Source organism: Herpetosiphon llansteffanensis, from assembly GCF_003205875.1.
Taxonomy (GTDB): domain Bacteria; phylum Chloroflexota; class Chloroflexia; order Chloroflexales; family Herpetosiphonaceae; genus Herpetosiphon; species Herpetosiphon llansteffanensis.
In genome coordinates, this window is the sequence record NZ_PUBZ01000086.1 from 59,463 (window position 1) to 77,826 (window position 18,364).

At 50.7% G+C, this 18,364-nt stretch carries 15 protein-coding genes; 6 read left to right on the forward strand and 9 right to left on the reverse strand.

Annotated elements, in window-relative coordinates:
* Positions 1–3: 3 nt before the first annotated feature.
* Complete coding sequence (locus C5S61_RS09905; RefSeq protein ID WP_110514896.1) at positions 4–693, forward strand: CvpA family protein; 690 nt, start codon at positions 4–6, stop codon at positions 691–693.
* A gap of 50 nt (positions 694–743) precedes the next feature.
* Here C5S61_RS09905 and C5S61_RS09910 read toward each other — a convergent pair whose 3' ends face one another.
* The 7 genes from C5S61_RS09910 to C5S61_RS09940 form a co-directional block, all read right to left on the reverse strand.
* Entirely contained in the window at positions 744–2,189 is a 1,446-nt protein-coding gene (locus C5S61_RS09910; protein WP_110514897.1) for a hypothetical protein, read from the reverse strand.
* A gap of 146 nt (positions 2,190–2,335) precedes the next feature.
* Positions 2,336–2,962 carry a macro domain-containing protein gene (locus tag C5S61_RS09915; RefSeq protein WP_110514898.1) on the reverse strand — a complete coding sequence of 209 codons (627 nt, stop codon included), beginning with the start codon at positions 2,960–2,962 and terminating at the stop codon, positions 2,336–2,338.
* 4 nt (positions 2,963–2,966) lie between these two features.
* Positions 2,967–3,458: a PaaI family thioesterase gene (locus tag C5S61_RS09920; protein ID WP_164689325.1), complete on the reverse strand. Its 492-nt coding sequence runs from the start codon at positions 3,456–3,458 to the stop codon at positions 2,967–2,969.
* Complete coding sequence (locus C5S61_RS09925; protein WP_164689326.1) at positions 3,455–4,828, reverse strand: phosphotransferase; 1,374 nt, start codon at positions 4,826–4,828, stop codon at positions 3,455–3,457. The genes C5S61_RS09920 and C5S61_RS09925 overlap by 4 nt, the downstream gene beginning before the upstream one ends.
* Positions 4,829–4,953: 125 nt before the next feature.
* Positions 4,954–5,619 carry a pyrimidine 5'-nucleotidase gene (locus tag C5S61_RS09930; protein ID WP_164689328.1) on the reverse strand — a complete coding sequence of 222 codons (666 nt, stop codon included), beginning with the start codon at positions 5,617–5,619 and terminating at the stop codon, positions 4,954–4,956.
* Between the two features lie 225 nt (positions 5,620–5,844).
* Positions 5,845–6,141 carry a hypothetical protein gene (locus C5S61_RS09935; protein WP_110514902.1) on the reverse strand — a complete coding sequence of 99 codons (297 nt, stop codon included), beginning with the start codon at positions 6,139–6,141 and terminating at the stop codon, positions 5,845–5,847.
* A gap of 269 nt (positions 6,142–6,410) precedes the next feature.
* Complete coding sequence (locus tag C5S61_RS09940; RefSeq protein WP_110514903.1) at positions 6,411–8,273, reverse strand: LpqB family beta-propeller domain-containing protein; 1,863 nt, start codon at positions 8,271–8,273, stop codon at positions 6,411–6,413.
* A 185-nt stretch (positions 8,274–8,458) separates the two neighbouring features.
* Here C5S61_RS09940 and lysA point away from each other — a divergent pair, with 185 nt between their 5' ends.
* The 4 genes from lysA to C5S61_RS09960 all read left to right on the forward strand — a co-directional run bounded on the left by lysA (position 8,459) and on the right by C5S61_RS09960 (position 14,591).
* A complete protein-coding gene (lysA, locus tag C5S61_RS09945) occupies positions 8,459–9,790 on the forward strand; it encodes a diaminopimelate decarboxylase (protein WP_110514904.1) in 1,332 nt (443 codons plus the stop codon).
* 215 nt (positions 9,791–10,005) lie between these two features.
* Positions 10,006–11,943, forward strand: coding sequence for a DNA primase (dnaG, locus tag C5S61_RS09950; protein WP_110514905.1), 1,938 nt, complete (start codon positions 10,006–10,008; stop codon positions 11,941–11,943).
* Between the two features lie 15 nt (positions 11,944–11,958).
* The gene (gene rpoD / locus C5S61_RS09955; protein ID WP_110514906.1) at positions 11,959–13,161 is read left to right on the forward strand and encodes an RNA polymerase sigma factor RpoD; all 1,203 of its coding nucleotides are present in this window, start codon (positions 11,959–11,961) and stop codon (positions 13,159–13,161) included.
* A 443-nt stretch (positions 13,162–13,604) separates the two neighbouring features.
* Complete coding sequence (locus C5S61_RS09960; protein WP_110514907.1) at positions 13,605–14,591, forward strand: TerC family protein; 987 nt, start codon at positions 13,605–13,607, stop codon at positions 14,589–14,591.
* A 53-nt stretch (positions 14,592–14,644) separates the two neighbouring features.
* On the opposite strand, the gene C5S61_RS09965 is transcribed toward C5S61_RS09960, so the two are convergent.
* Positions 14,645–15,763: a DUF418 domain-containing protein gene (locus tag C5S61_RS09965; protein WP_110514908.1), complete on the reverse strand. Its 1,119-nt coding sequence runs from the start codon at positions 15,761–15,763 to the stop codon at positions 14,645–14,647.
* A 32-nt stretch (positions 15,764–15,795) separates the two neighbouring features.
* Positions 15,796–16,377: a TetR/AcrR family transcriptional regulator gene (locus tag C5S61_RS09970; protein ID WP_110514909.1), complete on the reverse strand. Its 582-nt coding sequence runs from the start codon at positions 16,375–16,377 to the stop codon at positions 15,796–15,798.
* A 552-nt stretch (positions 16,378–16,929) separates the two neighbouring features.
* On the opposite strand from C5S61_RS09970, the gene C5S61_RS09975 reads away from it, so the two are divergent.
* On the forward strand, positions 16,930–18,234 hold the full coding sequence (locus C5S61_RS09975) for an alpha-L-fucosidase (RefSeq protein ID WP_110514910.1): 1,305 nt from the start codon (positions 16,930–16,932) through the stop codon (positions 18,232–18,234).
* The last annotated feature ends 130 nt before the right edge of the window (positions 18,235–18,364 follow it).

An 18,364-nucleotide genomic window follows, 5' to 3' on the forward strand; every position in this document is an offset into this window, starting at 1 on the left:
GTTGTGGGTCTAGTCTTCAATGTATTGTTGCTGGGTGTCCCGCTGGGATTGACCATTCTAGGCGCGACCCGTGGGATTCAGCGCGAGGCCATGACATTAATTGGAATCTTGTTGGGAGCGTTGTTGGCTGAGCTTTGGGGGCCAATTTGGGGGCCAAATAATGCCACTCGCTTCAATCAAGATATTGCCGATACCACCGCGTGGATTTCGATTATTCTGCTGCTGATCTGCACGATTTTTATCGGCTATGGCGGGGCCTTGCTCTTGCCTTCGCGCAAGCAATTGGCCTTGGGCCGCTCGCGTTGGTTTGGTGCTGGCGCTGGCTTGTTCAATGGCATCTTGCTGCTGAGCCTAATTCTGCGCTATGGCAATGTGTATAACAATGATCTGATGCTCAGCCCTTGGGCTGCGAGTAGCCGTGTGGCAATGGTGTTTGTCGAGCGTTTTCCCACAATGTTGCTGTTTGGGGTTGTGGCAATTGCCGTGCTGGTCAATTTGCGCCTCCTACAACGCTTGATCTTCAAAATTCATGGCAAGGAAACCAAAAAAGAAGAAAAGAAGAAGGTTGAGGAAAAACCAGCAGATCCTCCCAAGCCACCAGAACCAAAACCACCAGCCCCCGATACGGTCAACAACCCGATCTTGCGCGATTTGATTTTGGCTGAGATCAAAAAAGATAAACCACCTGCCTAAAACGCAACAATGGCCGAAATTGCTTCGGCCATTGTTGTTTAAGCGTTGATTTAGTAGTTGTTCAAAGCAATTGGCAAGAAGACTTGTTGGGTATACAAGAAGTCAATCTTGGCTCCACACAAGGCATATTCGCTGCTTGCCGATGAAGCATCCCACACCAAGGCCAAGCCTTTATCGGTGTTCTCAATTGGGTAGTTGATGCTGACTGAGTTTTGCGTGCCTGTACCCATCACTGGTACGCTGGTGATTTGGGTAAATTCACCGCTGCCAACAAAGCTATACAAGTTGAGGGTTGGGCCAGCAGCAGCATTTTTGTAGAAGAAGGTGACGCGGGCAGCCTTCGCGCCTTCTGGCGCGCTGACGTTGGTCGTCAAATCTTCAACTTCGTTGCTGACGTTGATACAGCCATTGGCATCGCTGGTGTAGTTCACGTTCGAGCGGCGTGGCACAAAGGTGCTGCCGGTGATGAAGCGGCTATCTTGGGTTGGCTCAGTGGTAGGGTTGGTATATTGAAACCGAACCCCACACAAGCGCAGTTGATTGCTCAAAACCCCAGCAAAATCTGCAACCACGCTCAACGATTCGTTGCTTTCATTGACGGTGTAATTCAGGGTTTGATCGGCATTAACCACCGCCGTATTGGAAACTGGGCTGGTTAATGTGGCGAGGGTATTGGTTACGCCTTGGCCATTTGAGGCAATCACTTTTACGGTCAAATCGGCGCTGTTAACATCGCGGAAATAAGTGCGCACTGCTGTCAGTTGGCTGCCTTGGGGCAAATCGACATCAGCATTCAAGGTGCGACCATTGATTTTAACAAAGGTACAGCCAGCCCCTGCATAGCCATGTTCGGTGGCTGAGTTGGTGTTGACCAAGGTGCTGCCAACGATAAACAGATAATCGGTCGCTGGGCGTGGCTCTGCTGGAGCAGTGTAGGCAATCCGCACGCCACACAATTGCATCGAGGCATTGGTCACGCGGGGGAACCATTCTAAGAACAAGCCACGGCTTTGCATGTTGACGACATACGGAGCATATGGCGCACGAATTGGCGCGTAGGTGTTGGTCAAGCCCACCGAGCTTGAAATTTCCACCGTGATCAATTCACGAGGCATAATCATATCGCTGTCGTTGAGCGTCAACTCTGCTTTGGTTTGGCTGGTGCTCGTGTCGTTGAGATAATAATCCAAGCCTAAGATGGTTGCGCCATTGGGCACTGCCACCGGAGCCGTAAACTCGCCACTACTGGTGGCATAAATACAACCAGTTGGTTGATTATTGGTGTTGCGGGTTGTTTCAAAGGCCGTGGTTGAGTCGCGGGTTTGAAACGAGCTGCCTGCAATCCAAAGATATTGGGTATCGTTGGGGGTAGCGGAGCTTTGAGCTGGGGCTTGAGCTGGGTTCGTTTGGGCACGGGCAACAAAAACAGGCCCAACCAGGAACAACAGTGCCAATAGAACAATGGCGATACGGAATGAAGCGCGGATTCGCGACATTGCTACGTCCTTTCCAAGAATACGAATAGCGGTCGTAAAGATTAACCCTATGCTAGCATAAAGAGATTAAAAAGAAAAACTTTTAGGGGAACCTGCATGGGTGTTTTTTCGGGTGATTTGCACTCATCCTTGGTGAGGATGCTTGCTTATTGTTCGCGTTGCAAATCGCGTGGCTCAGCGCCATACAACCATTGATGGCGTGCTTGCGCCTCCCACCAACTGCTGGGAAACTGCGGCCCTGCGCCATAAACATCCTCGATTGCTGCCCGAATTTGGCGTGCACACACTTCTGGTGCAACCCGCCCAACGCCTGTTCCCAAGCCAGGAATCGCTACAGTTTTGACCAACTCAGCAATTGCTTGGCCAGCGAATTGGCCATGTTTGATCAGCAATAACACCGCCCGACAGGCTAGATACGGGTTGACTGTGCCCTGCAAAATCATTGGTACGCGCATGGTTGGCGCTGCAATTACAAATGGAATTTTGGCATGATCGGTTGCTACAAGCGCCGCCTTGCCAATCAACAACTCGCCAAAATGCTCCTGTTGAATGATCGTTTGTAAGCGCTCTTGCACATGCCAGCCAAAAAAGCGACTGTACAACATATCGATGCCGCCATCCATAAAGCCAAAGCTATTGGCGGGGCTGACCACTGCATCGGTTGCGCAATCGAGAATTGAGCCATGCTGAATGCTAACATTCGGCAAATCGCCACAAATTTGTTGCCATGCGGCCACCATGGCGGGCTGCACATCGGCCAAGATAATCTGCATTGGTTTACTCCTTGGGATAATTGATAATTGCAAATGTGCCTTGACCCAATGCCAACAAATCGCCAGCTTCGTTAACAATCCGCCCTGTCAGAATCCCAAAACGGGTGGTGCGCTCGACCAGTTCGGCGCTAGCAATAATGTTGCCGTCAACAATTGGCCGCAGGTAATTAATTTTCAATTCAAGCGTGGCACAACCAAGCGGGCGTTCCAGCGCCGTCCAAAATGCGCTGCCCATCGCAGTATCGAGCAAGCTGTAGGCAACGCCGCCGTGAGCAATACCTGCTTGGTTGTAATGACCGGGGTCAATTTGGATCGAGCAGCGCGAGCGCCCTGGCTGCACATCTTCGTAGACCACGCCTAAGCTCCAAGTAAAGCCTGCGCCATAGCCATGATGCTTGCCAATGCGCTGAATGATGGTCAAAGCCAATTGCTGTTCGCGTTCGTCCATTTTGGCTAAAAGCTGCTGAGCTTGCTCTAAAAGTGGTTGGCTATTCATGCTGCTCCTGAACGTTCTAAAATGAGAATAAGCTGGCGGAGATAGGTCGGAATCATCGCTTCCATTTCCCATGATGCTTGGAGATAGGGCTTGATCCAATGCTGATAGGTGAGCGCCTGATGAATTGGAGTCAATAGTTCGGCATAGCGATAGGCTTGCCGCAGCGTTTGGTAATCGAGCCGAAGCTGCTCGGCCCATGGATCAAGATAACTTTTTAGCAATACTTCGCGCACATTGGCTAGCGTACTGAAGCGGATTTCAACGTCTTCGAGCAAGAGTCCAAGGCTAAAAAATGGCTGGCTAATGCTCGCATCAGACCAATCAGTAACGATGATATGTTGCCCCTTGACGATGATATTGCTTGCTCCAAGGTCGCCATGATCTAGTGTATTGGGAATATTGTAGGCTTGCAAGGCACGACAAGCAGCTTTGAGCTGTGGAATTGCTTGCTGGAGTTGCGCTAGTTCGCTTGAGCTAAGGCCCCATGGTTGGTTAAGCAATACGGCTTCTGAATCATTAAGCAGTGGTTCAATCTGTTGGCTCAGCCAACGTAGTGGCCGAACCGCCAAGCCACAGGCCTCAAGCTGATCGAGCAAATCAATTTGGCGAATTTGCAATTTGGCATAAGCGGCAAAACTTGCCTGCCATTGCTCAATCGCGCTAATCTCGGTTAGTTTGGGCGCGCCAAAATCAGGCAAGAGCATCCAATTGTGGTGTTGTTCGAGCGCCAAAAATGGGGCAGTATGGTTTGGTTCGTGGCTAAGTAAGTGGTGCGTTAGGCCAATTTCATGGCCAAACATTGCTGGCAGCGCTTTGAAATAAAGCGTCCCGTGAGTTGTGGCAAGCTGCCAAACGCTTGAGCGATTCCATGTGCGATAGTGCTCAAACTGGCCTGTTGGCTGAATATCAGTTTGAGCCAAAACTGTTGTGACCCACTGAAACGCCGCTGGCCCCCAATCTGGTTGATACCACGGCACTGCTTGAGCGTGTGGCGTTTGAGCCAAACGTTGCACCTGCCATAAGCGTAGGCTTGGTTCAAGTACTTGATCAGTGAGTGCCTGCTCAAGTTTAAGCCAATTGCCAGTTTTAAGCTGGTTGGGTGCTTCAGCAAGCAGCTCGTAAGTAAGGGTCATGTGGTGCTGGGTAAAATCATCAGCAATGTTGATGCAGCGCAAAACGCGGGTGTTCAGGCCTAAATGCTGCAAGACCCAAGCATTGATATGCGCAACATCTTGCCAAAAATGGCTAAACGGCAATTGCCATGTGGGTAGGCGCAATTGATTATCCGAGGGCAAGACGAATAGCTGTGAGCCAAGCACATCGCGAATAATTAAACGATACGTAACCATCCAAATTGGTTCAGGATTCATCACAACTCCTAAGCATAGCATTTGATTGCGATCAAGAAACAGGCTTGGATGGTGAATCCAAGCTTGATAATGAAATGAATGCTCGCTTTTGCTTAGGAGTGAAACATCGTTTACCTATCTTGCTGCTAGGCCGCAATATTCAGTGGCACGCCACAACGCTCGTGGATGGCTAAAGTGCCGGTCAAGACGTTTGGCACAATAATATCGGCAAATGGATGCTGCGTGCCTTCGGGCGCAATCAGCACCGTGGTCATGCCCAAACTTTTGGCCGGAGCCAAGTTGGCCATGGTATCTTCAAACAGCACGCATTCATGGCCTTGGGCGTTGAGGGCGCGCAAAACCGTATTATAGGCATTGAGATCGGGCTTGGCCAAAAATTCAAAGGCCCGAATATCAAAAATTTGCTCAAAATGGTCGTGCAAGCCCAGTTGATCAAGCACGCGCACTGCATGTTCGCGTGGCGAATTGGTGAAGATGATTTTTTGCAGCGGCAAGGCTTGGAGCGCAACATGCAAGGTGCCATCATCTGGCAACAGCACATCAAGCGTCAATTGATGAATAAAGCTCAAATAATCTTCGGTTTCGACCACGCCATGGTGTTTTTGCAAGCCCGCCAAAGTTGTGCCATATTGCTCATAATAGCTTTGGCGCAAGCGATGGGCTTCGGCAGCATCTAAATGCAAATGTTCCTGAAAAAACAACCCAATCCGATCATTAATCTGTTCCATCAGCCCCGATGAGTCAGCGTAAAGGGTGTTATCTAAATCGTACAAAGCAAAACGAAGCGTCATTGGAGCCTCCTTCGACAACATCAGTGCTGGTTTCAATACCTCAACGATAAGCGATCATCCCAACCCCTCAATTGAGGGTTTTAGTAGTCTATCACGCAGATCAAGAGGCTTGTGTAAATGGCATGTTAAGAATTGGCATTGGTTTGGCTAAACCTTGCCATGCCTGCGACTGATGAAGCGTGGAGTTGCAGCGGTGCAGTACTAGTGTGTCCTACCAAAGCCGTGTTAGGCTGCGCAATCGCGCTCGCCAAATAAATCGTGGAGAGATTGGGCATCGGTGGCGCAAGGGTGAGGATATTTGGCCAAATAACAATCGGGCATCAGCCATGGTGGCAACAATTGCTTTGGCGCTAATTCGGCGTTCCAACCAGCACCATACAGTTCATCGAGCGTTTCATGATAGGCCTCAACCAACATTGGGCGACGGGCGATATTTGCAGCGCGCCACCACGTTGCTAGCTCCGCCAAATGATCGAGCAGATCGTGCTGGCGTTGATAGCTTAAATCATATTCTTGCATCATTGGTTGCTCCTTATGCTTAGGGTTGAGGATTGGCCAGGGGTGCAAACGTGTATTGCATTGGGTATAGTAGCCTACTTTTGCCGATCATGGCAACCCAATTAACCCTCAATGCCAATAATTCAACCTGCAATAGCTATAGCAAGTGGCATTCCGCCAAGCTTGATTGATTATATTCCTTCATTTAATTCGCACAAAAATGCCCTGCTCCCGTGAATGGGAGCAGGGCAAAGGTAGAGGAACTCAATCCCGCACAAGCGTGAAACTAAGGCTTATTGGCCCCAAACGTTCCAGCGGTCGTCAGCGCTGTTGTTGGTCAATTGTGCTTGGCCAGTGCCATCGGTGTTCATCACATAGATGTTCCAGTTGCCGTCGCGGTTGCTATCGAAGGCAATTTTGCTGCCGTCGAGTTTCCACGATGGAGCGCTATCTTCTGCGCTGCTGTTGGTCAAACGGGTTTGATTGCTACCATCAGCGTTCATCAAATAGACTTCGCTGTTGCCATCACGATTTGAGGTGAAGACAATCTTGGTGCCATCGGGCGAAACCCGTGGGAAACCATTGTCACTGGTCGTGCTGTTGGTCAAATTGACCTTGTTGCGCAATTCCAACGAAAGGTATGGATAATCGTTGGTTGGTTGGTCGGCCAGCCAGTTCAATTCGGCGCGATAGACGTTGTACTTGGCGCTGGTGCCACAGTTTGCTGCCCAGTAGAGATAGCGGCCATCAGCACTCCAGCTTGGCGTTTCATTGACACAATCATCAAGCGTCACTTGGGTTTGGCTGGCTCCGTTGGTATAGCTCACAAAAATTTGTGGCTTGCCCGAACGGTCTGAGACAAAGGCCAATTTGCTGCCATCTGGCGAAACTGATGCGTTGTAATCGTTCGATGGAGTGCCAACATAGCCTTGGTATGGCACACCTGGAGGGGTGGGCGTACCGTCGGTGTAGGTCACGCGGGTCATTGCGCCATCAGCGCCGACCATCCAGATTTGGCGATTTGCGCCATTGCCACGGCGTGAATCGACGAACAACTTAACTTTGCTTGGGTCCCACGAGCGTACCCACGAGTAAGGCACAGTTTCTTTGCTATCGTTGCTACCATACAACAATTGGCTGGTGCCATCGCCGTTCATGGTGTAGGTATCCCATTCTGCGCCACCATCACGTTTTGAACCAAACGCAATTGGCAAGCTTGGTTCCGAGCTATTCCATGGCGTGCCAAGGTGGGTATAGCGCCATTGGAAGTAGTGTTGGCCGACGTTGCCCATTTCAACTTGATAGGCTGCGTCGTTGGTTGGCGTGTAGGTCAAGATCCGGCGCTCGAACAATTGCACCAAAATATCTTTTTGGACACCACCAACCGTTGCCTTGACCCAATATGGGTCGCTGATTGGCAAGCCCATTGCGCTGGTCCAATCGACGATTGAGCCAGTTGTGCGTTGACCGTTGACCACAATCGGGCCGGTGCGGTTCAAGAAATCCCAAAAGACTTGGGGAATATTATGGCCGGTCGTGGCGTTATAGACCACCAGTTTGGTTTGATCTTTGTAGGCATCGCGCAAATCGTTGCGGGTTGATTTGTTGCCCGATTTGTCGATTGCGTCGGCAACCGATTGATCGCGGCGGTCTGGATCGCGGTAGCCGTTATTGTTGAACGTCGAAACTGCTGCGAACGATGCATAGGTTGGCGAATTGCTGTTGGTTTGATAGCCATCGCCTGCAACAGGCACGCGGTCGGCGGCGTTGCGAAAGGCGTTATCATAGGCATTATCGCCAGTTTTCAATTGGCCAGAGACCAATTCGACCACCAACAACCCGTTGGTTACGTCGGTGTTGCCATTGATGCCGTTGATTTCCATGCGGGCTTTATCGAAGTATTGCACGCGGCGCAGGCCATTTGGCGATTCACGGTAATATTCGTTATAATCAAACCATGGCCCGAAACCCCAATACAATGAACGTCCATCACGAACCCGTGGATCATCCGAACGTCGCCACACTTCTTCGAATTTGGGTGAGACGAAGGCCGAACGATTGGCCCAAGGAGCAGCACTAGCCGTTCCTTGGAATAATGTGCTGACTATCACGAAAGCACTGAGCAAACCAGTAAGGCGAACCTTCAATCGAGACATTGCGACTTCCTCCTAACAAAAGAACCAGTTTCTCGATCCGTCATCTGCGGTATCTGGCTCTACTATACAATGGTCATCGTGTGAACCAAATTGTACAGATCTGAGATATATGTCATAAATGCTTGTTAAACCTGATAAAGTCTAACCGCCTAAAATTCATCTAACCATGCCACGAGGATTAGCCAATGGAACACGCCGAAGTTCGCCGCATGCCCAATGCCCATATTTGGCCAATGAGTGCCAGCGTTATTCACGATCGCTTACAGATTGCTGGTTGCGATCTAACGGCGCTTGCTGCTGAATATGGAACCCCGCTCTATGTTTTGGATGCTGAGACGATTCGCACGATTGCAATGCGCTATAGTGTCGCTTTGCGCCATGCCTATGGTGGCCATGTCAGCATTCACTATGCCAGCAAAGCTTTATTAAATGTCGGGGTCACCCGATTAGTGCATTCCTTGGGCTTGGGGTTGGATGTGGTGTCTGGTGGTGAGTTGGCGATTGCGCAACGAGCCGGAATGCCGCTCGATCATATTCATTTACACGGCAATGGTACACCACCAGCCGAATTAGCTCAAGCGGTCGAGGCAGGCATTGGTCGCATTGTGGTCGATAATCTTGATCAGCTGAAATTTTTGGCCGAGTTTTGTGCCAAGCGCGCTACACCCCAAACAATCTTATTGCGGATTGCGCCCGATGTGGCGGCTGGGGCGCATGCGCATATTCGCACCGGCGCAGCCAGCGCCAAATTTGGCATGCCGCTTGATGATGGCACCGCTGCCGAAGCTGTGCGCCTAGCCTTACAAGCGCCTGGCTTGCATTTGGTTGGTTTGCACGCGCATATTGGCTCGCAAATGCGCGATTGGGCGGCCTTGCGCGAGATGATCAGCCGCTTATTGGTATTTGCTGATCAGCAACGACGTGAGCGCGGTTGGCTATTAACTGAATTAAGCCCAGGTGGCGGTTTGGCGGTGGCCTACATGCCCAACGAGCAGGCTGGCGATATTGAAACCTACGCCAATACGATTGCCAATGCAGTGCGAACAGGCTGCGAGCGCTATCAGATTCCCCTGCCAAAACTGATTATCGAGCCAGGACGATCGTTGGTGGCACGGGCTGGCGTGGCACTTTATAGCGTTACAGGCCACAAAACGGTGGCTGGTGGTAACGATTATTTGCATATTGATGGCGGAATGGGCGATAATTTGCGGCCTTCGTTGTACAATGCTCAGTATACCGCTGCGTTGGTTGTTCGTCCGCTTGCTCCGCCGATTGCGCCTGTGCAATTGGCCGGAAGGTTTTGTGAGTCTGGCGATGTCTTAATTCGCGAGGTTGCTTTACCTGCCGCCGAGGTTGGCGAGCTTGTGGCAGTGCCTGTCGCTGGCGCGTATACCCTAAGTATGGCCAGCGCGTATAATGGAGTGCCACGCCCAGCGTTATTGCTGCTCGATCAAGGCCAAGCGACGCTGCTGCAACGCCGTGAAACCTACGCCGATTTGATGGCAAGGGATGTTTAATTGGGGATCAGTTGTTGGGGGTCGGGGACTGGCCTTTGCCCGCTGGGTGAATTAATGCTCTTAACGCAGAGATGGTGAGTGGTTTGGCTGTTAGAGATACTTATTGGGTTTGGCAAGGGACAATAGGCTAGCAGAAGTCACCGATCCCCAGCCCCCAATCCCTAACAACCAATTGGGTTATGTTCTATGCTCTATGTTCTATGCTCTAAATACTTATGAACTCAGTAATTGAAGACATCAAAGAACGCATTGATATTGTGTCGTTCATCAGCGATTATGTGCCGTTGCGCAAGGCCGGGCGCAATTGGGTGGGCTTTTGCCCATTCCATTCGAATACCCGCACGCCAGCGTTTACCGTGTTTGCCGAAAGCAATAGCTATCACTGTTTTGGCTGCAAAGCCAGCGGCACAATTTTTGATTTTTTGATGCAACGCGAGGGCATCGATTTTCCTGAGGCGCTGAACCAACTGGCGGCGCGAGCTGGCGTGCAGTTGCGCCAACGTACCGTCCAAGATGAACAAGAAGATGTGCTGCGCTCGCGCATGGTTGAGTTGAATGCTGCTGCTGCCAAGTTTTGGGGCCATCAACTCTTGCAATCGCCCAAAGCGGCCCATGTTCGTAGCTATATCGAGCAACGCGGGCTGTTGCCGCAAACCGTCGAGCAATTTCAGTTGGGCTATGCCAGCGACGATTGGTCAGGCTTGTTGGGCTATTTGCACGATCGTCATGGCGCAAAGCCAAGCGAAGTTGCCGAGGCGGGCTTGGCCTTGGAGCGTGAGAACGGTGGCTATTACGATCGCTTTCGCGGGCGCTTGATGTTCCCAATTCATAATCCCAAGGGCCAAGTTGTGGGCTTTGGCGGGCGGATTTTGGGCGATGGCCACCCGAAATATATCAATTCGCCCCAAACCTTGCTCTTTGATAAAAGCAGCCTGTTATATGGCCTGTATCAAGCCCGCGAAACCATTCGTAGCAGCGATAGCGTGGTTGTGGTCGAAGGCTATATGGATGTGATTATGGCTCATCAGGCTGGCTTTCGCAATGTGATTGCGCCAATGGGCACAGCCCTAACCGATATTCATGCCAGCCAGCTGAATAAAATGACCAAGCGCATTACCTTGGCGATGGATGGCGATGCTGCTGGTCAATCGGCGGCTTTGCGTGGCCTCGAAACCTTGCGCGAAACCCTTGATACCCATGTGCGGCCTGTGCCAACAGCTTCGGGCTTGCTGCGTTGGGAGCGTGAGCTTGATGCAACAATCACGATTGCCCTGCTGCCCGATGGCCGCGACCCAGACGATATTGTGCGCAACAATCCTGATGATTGGCGGGCGCTGATTGCCAATGCTCAGCCGTTGATGGATTTTTATCTGGCAACCTTAACGCGGGGCTTGGATTTAGGCAGTGCCAAGGGTAAATCGGCAGCAGTCGAGCGGCTTACGCCATTGCTCAATCAAATTGCCGACCCAGTTGAGCGCGCCCACTATATTCAGCGGCTCGCCAACCAAATCAAGGTTGATCAGCGCTTAATCGAAGGCACAATTAGCGGCGAACAACCAGAGCGTCAGCGCAAGCCTAATCAACGCCAAAGCCGCCCCGCTGCGCCGCCGCCAGTGTTTTCAATTCTCGAGCAGGAGGCGCGGCGCGAAGATTTTCTGTTATCGTTATTAATTCGCTTTCCCCAAGTGCATGCGGTGGTCAGCGAACAGTTACGTGATGATTTAGCCGCAGCGCCAACCCTGCGTGAGTTGTGGAATGGCGATGTGAGCGAACTATTTGAACGAGTCGAAAATCGTGTATTATGGGATCTGTGGCGCTCAGCCCAGGCGATGGCTACTCCCAATCCTATTGAATGGCTTGAAACGGTACCACCCGAACTGCAAGCCCATGGCGAACGCCTACTTAATTGGGATCATGCTCCACCAACCCGTAGTTTCCGTGTGACTCGTGAGGCTGAGGAATGTTTGCGCCCATTGCGCTACCGGTTGGGCAAGCGCTGGAGCGAACGCCTTGGACAGATGATTGCCGCCGCCGAACCTGGTGAACAGGAACGATTGCTGGAGCAAGCCATGGCTTTACAACATTATTTGCGTGCAACATCAGAACCACGCCGTAGCAGCTATTTTCTTGATACCCGTGATTCGCTCAAATAATTAGAGGAGGAACAGATGGCTCTTGACGATGAAGTCCTCGACTCTGAGCTTGCGGGCGATGAAACGGACGATTTTCCCGCTTTACGCACACTCAGCGATCTTTTAGCCACCGGCAAAAAACGTGGCTATGTTACGCCGGGCGAAATTCAACAAATTATCGATTCACAACGTGATGAAGATAAACAACTCGAAGAAATTCGCGAGAGCTTACAAAAAGCTAATATTCGGGTTGAGGAAACTGGCGACGACGATGATGAAATCACCGTCAGCGAGAATCCAGAAGTCGATTTTTCCAACGAGGGCATTAGTGTCAACGACACTGTGCGCTTGTATTTGCGCGAAATTGGCTTAGTGCCTCTGCTCAAGGGCGAGCAAGAGGTCGAGTTGGCGAAGGCCATGGAAGATGGCGATAAAGCGCAACAGGAATTGATCGAACATGATCATACGCTTTCCGATGCAGAACGGCTTGCCTTGCGCCGCCGCATTGATCGCGGCCATCAATCGCGCGAACACCTGACAACCGCCAATTTGCGTTTGGTGGTCAGCGTGGCCAAAAAATATATAGGCCGCGGGCTTTCGTTGCTCGACTTGATTCAAGAAGGCAATGTTGGCTTGATTCGCGCGGTCGAGAAGTTCAACTACCTGAAGGGCTTTAAGTTTTCAACCTACGCCACCTGGTGGATTCGCCAAGCAATTACGCGGGCCATCGCCGACCAAGCGCGCACGATTCGGATTCCGGTGCATATGGTCGAGACGATCAACCGTATGATGCGCACTGCACGCCGTTTGACCCAAGAGAATGGCCGCGAGCCAAGCGATGAAGAACTGGCACAAGCGCTCGATCTGACCGTCGAGAAGGTGCGGGCGATTCGCAAAACCTCGATGGAGCCAGTTTCTTTGGAAACGCCCGTTGGCCAAGAAGAAGATAGCCAGCTTGGCGATTTCTTGCCCGATGAAAAGCTTGAAGCGCCCTCCGATGCGGCCTCGCACCAGATGTTGCGCGAACAAGTGGCCCAAGTGCTCGATCAGTTGACCGAACGCGAAAAGCGCGTGCTGAAACTGCGCTTTGGGCTAGAGGACGGCACGCAACGCACGCTTGAAGAAGTTGGCAAAGAGTTTGGGGTAACCCGCGAACGGATTCGCCAGATCGAGGTTAAGGCACTGCGCAAGCTGCGCCACCCGCGCTTTGGCAAAAAACTGCGCGATTATCTCGAGTAAATTGAAATATTAACCACGAAGAGCACGAAGGAACACGAAGATAAGTACTTTGCGCTCTTCGCGTTCTTCGTGGTTACAAAAACTGACCCCAATCCCCATTAACCGATCCCCAATTTTATGTTCTATGCTCTTTGTTCTCTGTTCTTTTCTTGGCATAGCGCTTGCATTAACCTAGTTGACATCAATTTGACATCAATCCCAACTCAATGTAGAGTTGTTGGGTAGCTAAATAACGAACTGCATGGGGAGTAGCCACCCGCCTTTCGGGGCAAATAGTCGTCAGTACGGAGCCAACAAGCTCCCGGCTATTTGCACGTGAGCAATGAATGTTCACGTCGGCAAGACCATTACGACACGTTTCTTTTTAACCGTGCCGTGTGGGTCTTGCGCGGCGTTTTTTTATGCCCCGCACCACAGGCCAAAGCAAGCAGCGGAGGACATAAATGGACATTGGAATTTGGCCGTGGGTTGGGTTTACCGTCTTTGTATTCGCGATGTTGGCACTCGACTTAGGCGTGTTCCATCGCAATTCGCACGAAGTCTCAGTCAAAGAAGCAGCAATCTGGAGTGTGGTTTGGATTTCGCTGGCCCTGAGCTTTAACGTTGGTTTGTATTTCTGGAAGGGCGGCGATATTGCGCTGAAATTCCTGACTGGCTATTTGATCGAGAAATCGCTCAGCGTTGATAATATCTTCGTCTTTGTGCTGATCTTCTCGTACTTCCAAGTACCAGCTAAATATCAACACCGCGTTTTGTTCTGGGGCGTGTTCGGCGCATTGGTGATGCGGGCCATCCTGATCTTCGTCGGGGCCGCCTTGATCGAGCGCTTCGAATGGATCATCTATATCTTCGGGGCATTCTTGATTTACACTGGGATTAATATGGCCCGCCAAGGCGAAACCCATATTGACCCCGATACCAACCCCGTGGTTAAATTTGTGCGTAAAATCTTACCTGTTTCTTCTCAATACAATGAAGATCATTTCTTCACCCGCAATGCTGGCAAATTGATGGCCACGCCATTGTTCTTGGTCTTGGTTTTGGTCGAAGCCAGCGACTTGATTTTTGCCGTTGACTCAATTCCTGCAATCTTTGCAGTAACGACTGATACCTTCTTGGTCTATACCTCGAACGTATTTGCAATTCTCGGCTTGCGCTCGCTCTACTTCGTCTTGGCTGGGGTGGTCGATAAATTCTACTACCTCAAATATGGTTTGGCTGTGATCTTGACCTTCGTTGGGGTAAAGATGTTGGTGATTGCCTTGGGCATTCACGTTCCAACCTATATTTCGTTGGGGGTGATTATCGGCGTGTTGGTTATTTCGGTTATCGCTTCGTTGCGCCGTGCTAAGCGCCTCGAAGGGGTCGATACGCCATTGGATAACCCTGTGACCAATCAACCTGTGATCAAGCCCGATAACCAAATCTAAATTGTTTGAACCAAAGCCCTCGATCTTCATAAAAGATCGAGGGTTTTGGTGATTTAGCTGGTTGCCCAACGCAACAGGGCTTCTAATGGGCCATGATTAAAGCGTTTTTTCCACCAGACAGAACATCCAACCGCCACGCCGAAAAAGCCAAGCGCCAACCACAGTGCCATTGCCAAACTGCTATGTTGGTAGAAGCCAAGGCTGGTCAGCCCACCCAAACCAAGCACAATATGCCCAATATACCAAGTCAAGGCCAATTGGCCGGTTGCCGCTAGGCCGTTGATGATTTTGCTGGTGCTCAATCCAAGGCTCAGTTGAATACAGCCCATAATAATTGCTACGCTCAAGCCAGCTGCCGAGAGCATAAACAACGGCATCGGTGGAATCGAAGCAGTGCTGAACAACATTTCCGCATCGGGCTTACCCAAAATCGGCCATGTTTGGCTGAAAACATAGGTTAAGCCGCTTGATCCAAGCTGTGCTGCAAGCGCCATACCTACCCCAGCCCAAAACAAGCGCGAACGTACTTGAGCAACTTGCACATGTTGTCGCCCCAGCCACATGCCAAAGAAAATCAAGCCCGCCCAAGGAAAAACGCTGCGAAAGCCATCAAACAACAGGTTGCGCAATAAGCCGGCCAGTGTCCACAAATTGCGATATTCAAGCGTCGCCCAGTTCCAGTTTTGGTTAAAATCGAAACGTAGAATCAAGCCGACGAATGCTAGCACAAAGCTGAATGCTAACCCAAGCAGAACGCGATTTGAGGCTTGAAACAACCATGCAATCAGCAAAAATGCCACGCCATAGACCCGCAAAATATCGCCTGGCCAGATTGTGAGGTTGAGCAAGCCCAAAACCAACAAAAACAAGCCACGTTTGATCAATGTCCAGCGTTTAGCTTGAATTGCCGCAGCCTCAGCGTCTGGTTTGATGCGGCCAATCAGGCTCAAGCCCACGCCAGCCAAAACCACAAATAATGCGGCGGCCCGCCCTTCGCAAAATGCCACAATTAAGCCCAACCAACCGCTGTGCTGCTCGCTTGCCACCAATGTCAGGCTAAAGTGCACAATCACCATCCCCAAAATTGCCAAGGCGCGGGCAACATCATAGCCAATAATGCGCTGCGATTGATTGACCACATTTGTGGCCTTATAGGTTGTTGTAACTGCCATAATGCCTCTCTAGCCAGCGCAAATTTCCTAAATTAAGCGCTCAATAGCTGCTTAATCATGGATTTAGTGCTCGTGGCATATATGTTTAAATCTTGGTCAGGGTAAAGCCCTTTGCGCCAGGTTAGGCCATCGATCAGCGCAATGATCAAATTGGCTGCGCTTCCCAAATCAAGGCTTGTGCCAAGTTGGCCGCGTTGTTGCGCTAAGCGCAAGACTTCAATTAATGCTTGCAGGTTTGCTTGATCGTTTTGGCGCACCAAGGCTGCAATCGCTGGATTATGCATGGTTTCCGCGCCAATCTCGGCGCTTAGCTCTGCATACAACGGCGAACTAATCGCTGCTAACAATTGGTCGATCAGCCAATCAAGCCCTTGCCAAAGGTCTGCTTGCTGGCTAACGTGCTGCAAAAGGTCGCTTAAATCGCGACTATCATCCTCGACAAAGGCCGCGATAATCGCCTCTTTGCTGCGATAGTAGCGATAGACCGAGCCAGGGCTTAGCTGAACTTCGCGACAAATATCGTCCATGGTGGTCTGATGAAAGCCTTTGCGAGCAAAACAGCTCGCTGCTGCTGCTAAAATTTGGCGCTGTCGGGCCTCGGCTTTTGTGCTCATACCCTCGTAAACTCCTAGCTAGGAAAAAAGCGAATGAACGTTCACTCGCATTATAAAAGAAAAAATATTATTTGTCTAGAGTGATCTACGAAGAGCAGGAAGAACGATTTTTAACCACGAAGGGCACGAAGAGGCACGAAGGGAGTAGGCTATGGGCTTTTGGCTATCGGAAGATTGTTGGGTAATGACCATGAATTCCGAGAGCCAAGCGCCTTGAGCCGAGAGCCATTGCTTCTCTGCGCCTCTGCGTTAAATTCCATCCCACGAAGTTATGGCTATTCATCCTTCATCCCTCATCCCTCATCCTTTTATTTAGCCACAGATTGGCACAGATTTTTAGGATTATGTTCGTGCCAGCCCAGCGCCCATAGCCTCCTACCTCATAATTCATAATTCATAATTCTGTTTTATGTTCTATGCTCTTTGTTCTTTCTGACTTCTGACTTCTCAAGATTCTCGATCATTTTCTGCATGTTTGAGGCTATAAGCAAAGCCCAACATTGGCTATGATAGCGTTATCACGTGAATGTGAGTAGCAAAGGAACAAGCCTGATGACTAATGAACATCCGCTGATTACGGCGCGCAATCAACGCACCGAATGGTTTTTAGATGCCCGCTTTGGTATGTTTATCCATTGGGGGCTATATGCGATTCCTGCTCGTGGCGAGTGGGTGCGCAGCCTTGAGAAAATCAGTAACGAAGCCTATCAACCCTATTTTGAGCAATTTAACCCAACCGAATATCAGCCGCGCGAATGGGCCAAACTGGCCAAGGCCGCTGGCATGCGCTACGCCGTGCTGACTGCTAAGCATCACGATGGCTTTTGCCTATTCGATAGCCAACTGACCGATTATAAATCGACCAATACGCCAGCCAAGCGCGATTTGGTGCGCGAGTATGTCGAGGCGTTTCGCGCCGAGGGCTTGCAGGTTGGCTTATATTATTCGCTGCTCGATTGGCATCATCCCGATTATCCAGCGTTTGACGATGAGTATCACCCAATGCGTGGCAACGAGGCCTATCGCGACCAGCCACGGGATTTTCAGCGCTATCTTGATTATATGCATGGCCAAATCAAGGAATTGCTCACCAACTACGGCAAAATTGATATTATGTGGTTTGATTTTTCGTATGGCGAGCTGAGTGGCGACGCTTGGCGGGCCAGTGAGCTAATCAATCAAGCGCGGGCAATTCAGCCGCATTTGATTATTGATAATCGTTTGGCGGCTAGCGGCGAGGGCAACACGAGCTTTGGCACATCAACACCAGAAATCTATGCTGGCGATTTTGCCTGCCCTGAGCAATTGATTCCGCCTGCTGGTTTGGTTGATGCGCTTGGGCGTTCAGTGCCGTGGGAAGCCTGCATCACGCTTAATCATCATTGGGGTTACTCGTCCAGTGACCGTGATTTCAAATCGGCGCGCCAAGTTGTGCATGGCTTAATCGAGTGTGTGAGCAAAAATGGCAATTTGCTGTTGAATGTTGGCCCAGATGCCAAAGGCCGCATTCCGCAGGCCTGCCAACAGATTTTGCACGAGGTTGGGGCGTGGATGGCTGAACATAGTGCAGGCATCTATGGTTGTGGCCGTAGCCAGCTGGAGAAGCCAGAGTGGGGCCGCTATACCCAGCGCGGTTCGACCATCTATGCCCATATTTACGAGCGTGGGATTGGCCCGATTAACTTTCGTGGGCTGAATGGCAAAGTTAAACGTGCGCACTTGCTCGCTGATCATTCCGAGGTAAAACTTGAGTTGCCGTGGATTGCCAAAGATTATGCTGAAGACCTGTTTTTGAACTGGCCCTCAGCCAAATTGCCCAACGAAACTGCGACCGTCGTAGCTTTAGAATTGGAATAAAGAACATAGAGCATAGGGGTCGGGCATCAGGTTCTAGGTACTGAAGAAAAATCATCCAAATCTGTGCCAATCTTTGGCTAAAACAGCTACTTCAGATTAGAACCTGACCCCTGACCCCTCGCCCCTGACC